This window comes from Caballeronia sp. (assembly GCF_028292365.1).
Lineage (GTDB): Bacteria > Pseudomonadota > Gammaproteobacteria > Burkholderiales > Burkholderiaceae > Caballeronia.
Genome location: NZ_JAQGMM010000381.1, coordinates 1 through 5,096, shown reverse-complemented (window position 1 = coordinate 5,096; position 5,096 = coordinate 1). Strand labels below are relative to the sequence as shown.

Genomic DNA, 5,096 nt, shown 5'->3' with positions numbered 1-5,096 from the left:
GCCACGAACGCCGTCGCGCCGACCTTGAACAGCTTCTTCAGGCTGAATTCGAGCCCGAGCGAAAACATCAGGAATACCACGCCGAGTTCGCCGAGCGTCTGGATGGTGGCTTCGTCGTGGATAAGCTGGAACGGCGGCGTGTACGGCCCGATAATCACGCCCGCCACGATGTATCCCAACACAACCGGCTGCTTCAAACGGTGAAACAACACCGTGACGACACCCGCAATCGCCATGATTACCGCTAGATCCTGAATGAAGCCGATCGCGTGATGCATCCACAAATCCTTACAAAAAGCACACAGGGATGCAGATAGTACCGCAATGGTTTTTTACATTGATGACGAAAATGATCAGACGAAGGGCAAAGCGAGGGACGCCACCGGACAGCGCCGATGGCGGTATGACGCGCGGTCTTCGGTCTTCAGGCGACCGCGCCGCAAAGACGCAGATCGGCCTGGAACGATATCAGGCCGGCTTCAGACGAACAGGTTCAGACAGCCGCTTCGTCTTCTTCACCCGTGCGAATGCGGATGACGCGTTCGACGTCAGTCACGAAGATCTTGCCGTCGCCGATCTTGCCGGTACGGGCTGCACCGATGATTGCGTCAATAACCTGATCCGTCTGTGAGTCGGCCACGACCACTTCGATCTTCACCTTCGGCAGGAAGTCGACCACGTATTCCGCCCCGCGATACAGTTCCGTGTGGCCCTTCTGCCGCCCGAAGCCCTTGACCTCGGTGACTGTCAGACCGGTGAGCCCGGCGCCGGCGAGTGCTTCACGGACTTCGTCGAGCTTGAACGGTTTGATGACTGCGGTGATGCGTTTCATGGCGCGCCTCTTGGGAAGTTGTACGGATAAGCGAGAAAACGGATTTAAGAATCGATGGTTTGATTCTAGCCGCGTTTTCACAGTTAACCGCAGAGATCTCGCGCCATAGCATCGGGATCACGCCGTTATCGACGCATTTACGCGCAGATATGGTGCAAACGCCTCAATCCACCGGAATATTCTTCAAATCGTTCATCCAGACGACCGATTCCGAATCGCTCGGCGCGCGCCAGTCGCCCCGAGGCGACAACGAACCGCCGGTCCCAACTTTCGGTGCATTCGGCACGCAAGACCGCTTGAACTGGCTGGTCCGGAAAAACCGGTCTAGGAAAATGCCCAAGTTGTGCTTGATGGCCGGCAACGCGTATTCGTTTCGCGCGACATGCGCGCCTTCGGGCCAGTCGCCCGCGTCGCGATCCTTCCACGCGGTGTAGGCAAGGAACGCCACTTTCGTTGGCGCAAAACCAAAGCGCAACGTGTAATACAGGTTGAAATCCTGCAGCTCGTACGGCCCGATGACGCTCTCCGTCTTTTGCTCCGGATGACCGTTTGATTTACCAGGAACGAGTTCCGGGCTGATGTCGGTATTCAGAATGTTGGTCAGAACGTCCGAACCCGAGTTGCCGATTTGCCCGGTTTCCGCGACCCACCGGACCAGATGCGTGATCAGCGTTTTCGGGACGCTGGCGTTGACGTTGTAGTGCGACATGTGGTCGCCCACGCCGTAGGTGCACCAGCCAAGCGCGAGTTCGCTCAGGTCGCCTGTGCCGACCACGATTCCACCCTTGAAGTTCGCGAGCCGGAACAGATGATTCGTGCGCTCGCCTGCCTGCACGTTCTCGAATGTGATGTCGTATTCCTCCTTGCCCGATGCATACGGATGGCCGAGATCTTTCAGCATCTGCTCGCAACTTGGCCGGATGTCGATCTCGCTCGCCGAACAACCGACGATCTCCATCAGTTGACGCGCCTGCAGGAGTGTCCGGTCGCTCGTGGCGAACCCGGGCATGGTCACGCCGAGAATATTCGTGCGCGGCAGCTTCAGGCGGTCCATGGCCTTCGCGCAGACAAGCAGCGCATGGGTTGAATCCAGGCCGCCTGAAATGCCGATCACGACCTTCGATATCCCGCTGGCCGAAAGCCGTTGCACCAGCGCCTGCACCTGGATGTTGTAGACCTCATTACAGCGTTCGTCGCGGCGCTTCGGGTCGGACGGAACGTAGGGGAACCGCTCCACGACGCGGTCTAGCGGCAATGCACGGTTGATCGGGAGGTCAAGGTTGAAGCGTACCGTTTCGAATTTCGATACCTCGTCGGCATGTCGGCGCACCGACTGGCCGAACGTGGTCTGGCGCATGCGCTCACGCGAGAGCCGCTCCAGGTCGACATCGGCGAAAACGAGATGCGAGGTGTCCAGGAAGCGCTCGGACTCGGCGAGCAGTTCGCCGTTTTCGTAGATCACCGCCTGCCCGTCCCACGCCAGGTCGGTCGTCGACTCGCCCCTTCCCGCCGATGTGTACAAATACGCGGAGAGGCACCGGGCGGACTGCTGTCCAACCAGTTGATGCCGGTAACTCGACTTGCCGACCACAACGTTCGATGCCGACAGATTCACCAGCACCGTTGCCCCCGCGAGCGCGGCGAACGACGAAGGCGGCACCGGCACCCAGACGTCTTCGCAGATTTCCACGTGAAAGCGGAACAGCGGCATGTTGGCGATTTCAAACAGCAGCGCCGATCCGAACGGCACTTCGGTACCCAGCAACGTGACGCGATCCGTCGACGCGTTCTCAGCTGCGCTGAACTGGCGCGCTTCGTAGAACTCGCCATAGTTCGGCAGATAACTCTTGGGGACGACGCCCTGAACCTGCCCGCCCGCGACCACCACGGCGCAATTGAAAAGCGTGTGGTCGACGCGCAGCGGCATGCCCACGATCATTGCAATGGAAAGGTTCTTCGATGCCGCCACGACAGACGCGAGCGCCTCTTCACAGGCATCGAGCAGAGCCCGCTGGTGGAACAGGTCGTCGCACGTATAAGCCGGTATCCCAAGCTCCGGGAACGCGACCAGCACCGCACCGTTCGCCGCCGCCTGCTTCGCCAGGTCGATGGTCTCGGCGGCGTTGAACGCCGGATCGGCTACGCGGCAACGGGGCACGCCTACCGCCACGCGAGCGAAATCGTGGCTGTAGAGATTGAAGAATCGGTTTTTCATCTTGAGCTTGTCCATACGATGCCCCGCATTTGGGGATCCTGTTCCGGCGCATAACGGGTTAAGGGCGGGTTAAGAGTTACCCCTGAGCTACCGCTGTGAAAGCGAAAGCATTTCGACATGATAATAAGTCGAGTTGCGGTTTCCGGGCGTCTATTGGATCAAGCGTTAGCCATCCGGTCAGGATTCGAGCCTGACAAACGCCCCCGCCTACGTCTTTTTTCGAAAGGGCGTATGCGCTTCCAGCTCCTGGATATGCTGGTCCATCGCTGCCGTCTCTTCATCGAGGAATTCACTGATCGCGTGGGCAAACCGCGGGTCCGCGACCCAATGCGCGGACCATGTGGGCGTGGGCAACATGCCGCGTGACATCTTGTGCACGCCCTGCGCGCCACCTTCGAAACGAGCCAGCCGGTTCTCGATGCAATACTGGATCCCCTGCATGTAGCAGGTTTCAAAGTGCAGGCCCGAGATGAATTCCTTCGTGCCCCAGTAGCGGCCGAACATCACGTCGCCGCCGATCATATTCAGCGCGCACGCGAGCCGCTGGCCGTCCACTTCGGCGATCACGAGCAAGATGCTGTCGGGCGCGGCTGCATGGATCTGGCCGAAAAATTCGCGCGACAAATACGGCGGATTCCAGTGCTCGCGGTAGGTATTTTCATAACAGGCGTAGAAGAAATCGAGCGCTTGCTCGTCTATTTCCGCGCCGCGCAGCCACGTGTAGGTGACGCCGGCATCGACCACGCGCCGACGATCCTGCTTCACCTTCTTGCGCTTGTCGTGGCTCATGGTAGCGAGGAACGCGTCGAAGCTGTCGTACCCGTCGGGCGCGTTTTCCCAGTGAAACTGCACGCCTTCGCGCAGCATGTAACCGGCTTCGGTGAGCGCTTCGAGATCCTGTTCTTGCGGAAACAGTACGTGTAGCGAAGACAACTCCAACTGCTTCGTCAACTCGATCGCCCCACGGGCGAGCATCACGCGCTCTTCGTGCGTGGCGGCGATCAGGCGCGGCCCGGTCACGGGCGAAAAAGGTACCGCCGATAGACCCTTCGGATAGTACCTAAGGCCGTTCCGCTCGAAGGCATCGGCCCAGGCGTGATCGAACACGTACTCGCCGCGAGAGTGCTTCTTGAGGTAGAGCGGCATGGCGCCGGTTAGCTTGCCGTCGCGCTTGAGCAGCAGGAAATGCGGCCGCCAGCCGGTACGGGCGACCGCACAACCCGTGTCCTGCAACGCCGACAGGAATTCGTGCCGGACGAACGGGTTATCGCCAGCGAGACGGTTCCATTCGTCCGGGGTCACGGAATCGAGCGAATCGACCACATGTATTTCGACCTTGCGGTTCAACAGGCTTACCTCGCTTCGGGCTTGTTTGGAGCTTGTTTGAGACTTGTTTCGGCTGCGTGCCGGGCGCTTGGTGCAGCGCGGAACGGTTATTCTCGCCGAAGTCGCGGGATTTTGTTCAGAAGGGGTTTAACGCAGAAGCTTGAGGGATAATGCGCGGCATTGCGGCTTTCGCCTTTTTCGCCAAGCTTCTCCCATGCCCTGGTTCCTGTATCTCATCGAATGCGCCGACGGAAGTCTCTATACCGGGATTGCTACCGATGTAGAGGCGCGGTTCGCAAAGCACGTCAGCGGCGACGGCGCGAAATATACGCGATCACGCAAACCCGTGGCCGTGCGAGCTTCGTTTGAGTTGAGCGGACGCGCTGAGGCGTCGCGGGCGGAATATTGGGTGAAACGGCTGGTGGTGGCGCGAAAATGGGCGCTGGTGCGGGGAGATCTGGAATTGGCGGCAGTAATGCCGCCGGTGGAGATAGAGGTTGCCGCCGACGTCAGCGCGGATGCCGCACCGGATGAAGCCGGTGAATGCACTAAAGTGGACGCTCGATAAACAATGCGGCTCGCGCGACGTCCGCCGCTGCGTTGAATCGGCGCGGCATTTGAGATTGCTGGCTCACGACGGCTCCTATAAAAAAACCGCCCGACCTCGCCTCTCTGGCAAGACCGGGCGGTCTTCTATACAACAACGATCAGCCGCTAACTTAC

5 protein-coding genes are annotated in these 5,096 nt (G+C 59.7%); 1 reads left to right on the top strand and 4 read right to left on the bottom strand.

Annotated features, from left to right (window positions below; all coding sequences use genetic code 11):
• The 4 genes from JWR14_RS23210 to JWR14_RS23195 form a co-directional block, all read right to left on the bottom strand.
• On the bottom strand, positions 1–278 hold a 278-nt coding region (locus tag JWR14_RS23210; protein ID WP_299712559.1), incomplete at its 3' end, for a cation:proton antiporter.
• Between the two features lie 215 nt (positions 279–493).
• Positions 494–832, bottom strand: coding sequence for a P-II family nitrogen regulator (locus JWR14_RS23205; protein ID WP_031361078.1), 339 nt, complete (start codon positions 830–832; stop codon positions 494–496).
• Positions 833–995: 163 nt separating this feature from the next.
• On the bottom strand, positions 996–3,047 hold the full coding sequence (locus JWR14_RS23200) for an NAD(+) synthase (protein WP_299712553.1): 2,052 nt from the start codon (positions 3,045–3,047) through the stop codon (positions 996–998).
• 207 nt (positions 3,048–3,254) lie between these two features.
• Positions 3,255–4,394, bottom strand: coding sequence for a GNAT family N-acetyltransferase (locus JWR14_RS23195; protein WP_299712550.1), 1,140 nt, complete (start codon positions 4,392–4,394; stop codon positions 3,255–3,257).
• A gap of 193 nt (positions 4,395–4,587) precedes the next feature.
• On the opposite strand from JWR14_RS23195, the gene JWR14_RS23190 reads away from it, so the two are divergent.
• On the top strand, positions 4,588–4,941 hold the full coding sequence (locus JWR14_RS23190; RefSeq protein WP_299712547.1) for a GIY-YIG nuclease family protein: 354 nt from the start codon (positions 4,588–4,590) through the stop codon (positions 4,939–4,941).
• Positions 4,942–5,096: the final 155 nt, after the last annotated feature.

Coding starts and splice junctions, on each gene's coding strand:
- JWR14_RS23200 (WP_299712553.1), bottom strand. CDS start 3,047: ATGAAAAACCGATTCTTCAATCTCTACAGCCACGATTTCGCTCGCGTG.
- JWR14_RS23205 (WP_031361078.1), bottom strand. CDS start 832: ATGAAACGCATCACCGCAGTCATCAAACCGTTCAAGCTCGACGAAGTC.
- JWR14_RS23190 (WP_299712547.1), top strand. CDS start 4,588: ATGCCCTGGTTCCTGTATCTCATCGAATGCGCCGACGGAAGTCTCTAT.